The sequence below is a fragment of the Vulcanococcus limneticus LL genome (assembly GCF_002252705.1).
GTDB classification, from domain to species: domain Bacteria; phylum Cyanobacteriota; class Cyanobacteriia; order PCC-6307; family Cyanobiaceae; genus Vulcanococcus; species Vulcanococcus limneticus.
In genome coordinates this window covers 1-1890 of the sequence record NZ_NQLA01000119.1, presented here as the reverse complement: position 1 = coordinate 1890, position 1890 = coordinate 1, and the positions used below count along the sequence as shown (strand labels likewise).

The window sequence follows — 1890 nt, the reverse complement described above, 5'->3', positions numbered from 1 at the left end:
GGCCTCACCGGTGCCGTGGTGCTCTCCACCGACGTGGTGCGCGGCGAGCTGTTCGGCGATGCGGCCGTGCAGGGCCCCTGGCGCGACATCGAGGCCCGGCTGCACCAGCGCATCCGTGATTCCGTGGCGGCCGGCACGCCGGTGATCGTGGATGCCACCCACGCCCGCCGCCCCTGGCGGCTGGCGATCACCCAGGCCCTGAGCCTGCCGGCGCCGGTGGAGTGGATCGGCTGGTGGCTCTACACACCGCTCGCCACCTGCCTGCAGTGGAACCAGACCCGCCAGCGGGTGGTGCCCGAACCCGTGATCCGCGAGATGGCCGCTGCCCTGGCGGATCCGGACTTCGGGCCATCCCGGGCTGCGGGGTTGGCGGCCCTGGTGGCGGTGGTGCCCACCCACCAGCGCGAGCTGGAGCCGCTGCTGCGCGACGAACTGACCCGCCTCGATCACCGCATCCGCTCAGCCCGCAACCGGGAGAGGCGTTTTGAGCTGCACGGCTACTCGCGGTTGCTGGATCTGGAGCGGCTGCTCTATCTGCTGCGGCTGCTGATCACCTTCCCCGAACTCTCCAGCGCCGATCCGGCCACCCGATCCGAGCTGGAGGCGATTGTGTCGCCACTGCCGGAGGGCGACCTGGCCGATCAGGCCGCCGCCTACCTGCGCCGGCTCCATGGCGCCTGCTACGGCGATGGGGCGGCGATCCGGGACGATCTGGCTTGGCTGGAAGCGAATGGTTTCTGCACCGCTGAGCCCGCGCTGGCCCCGATCCAGCCGCCTGCGCCCCTCGCGGCGTCGCAGCAGGGCCCGTGGCTGGGAGGCGTGAACGGTGGCCATCCGCCCCTGGGCGATGCGCCCGTGTTCCAGCGGGTGTTCACCCTGCTGCGCCACCTGCTGCAGCAACCCTTCGATCGGGCGCCCGGGCGCTCCTTGCCGGAGCATCTGATCGCCCAGATGGAGGCCATCCCCGGCGCCTACCTGCCTGGTGAGACGGCCACCCTGCGCAAGGACCTCGAGAAGCTGCTCACCCCCTACGGCTTCCGCCGCCGCAACGACAACGTGCGCCACGGCTATGCCCTGGGCACGGCGCTGCTCTCAGCCCACCGCCTGCGCGAGATCCATGGGGTGGTGAGCCAGGCCGCCGGCCGGCTGGCCGATCCCAGCGCCCAGGATCTGCTGGGCGAACTGGAGCAGCGGCTCAGCTGGGGCGGGATCGCCCTGGATGGCGCCCCGCCGGTGCGGGCCTTCGCCAATCGCTCGATCGTGAGCAGCGCCCTGGTGCGGCCCGATTCCCTGGCGGCCGAGCGCCAGGCGGAAGCGCTGGAAACAGCGATCGTGGAGCGGCGCCGCATCGAGCTGGAGCGCTACGTGTCGGTGGCGTCCTTCGCGGACAGCCCCAGCGGCGCGTTCCGCGTGTGGCCGCTGCAGCTGCTGTTTCACAACATCGGCTGGTATCTCGTATTCGAGGAGGACGCGATCGGCACCGGCGTGGGCCTGATCCGCAGCGAACGCCTCGATCGCCTCGCCCTGCGCCGCAGCGAACGCGGCAACCGCCGCACGGACGACGCCCACAGCCAGGCCCTGCGTCGCCTGGAGCTGCTGCTGCACCACAGCGGCGGCATCTACTTCGGGAATGATCTGCAGGCTCAGCTGCGGCTGGCCAGCCCCAACGCCCGTCAGCGCGCAAGGCAGCTGGTGACGCTGCGCTTCTGCTGCCAGGGCTGGGCCTTTGCCTTCATCCGCGAGGGCCTGCAGCGCTACCCGATCGAGCACACCCGCTTCTCTAAACCCCTACCCGGCGAGCACTGGTGGCATCACGCCAACGCCCCGCACGTGCTGGAGCCGGGCTCCGCCGCCGACACCCATCCCTACCCGGTGGAACTCGATCTGCCC

The 1890-nt window shown here is 71.3% G+C and carries 1 protein-coding gene; it reads left to right on the top strand.

Translation table 11 applies throughout. The features are described 5' to 3' along the window. Positions 1-15: 15 nt before the first annotated feature. Positions 16-1890, top strand: a 1875-nt coding sequence (locus tag CJZ98_RS17600; protein WP_232756598.1) for an AAA family ATPase, incomplete at its 3' end; no start/stop codon positions are given.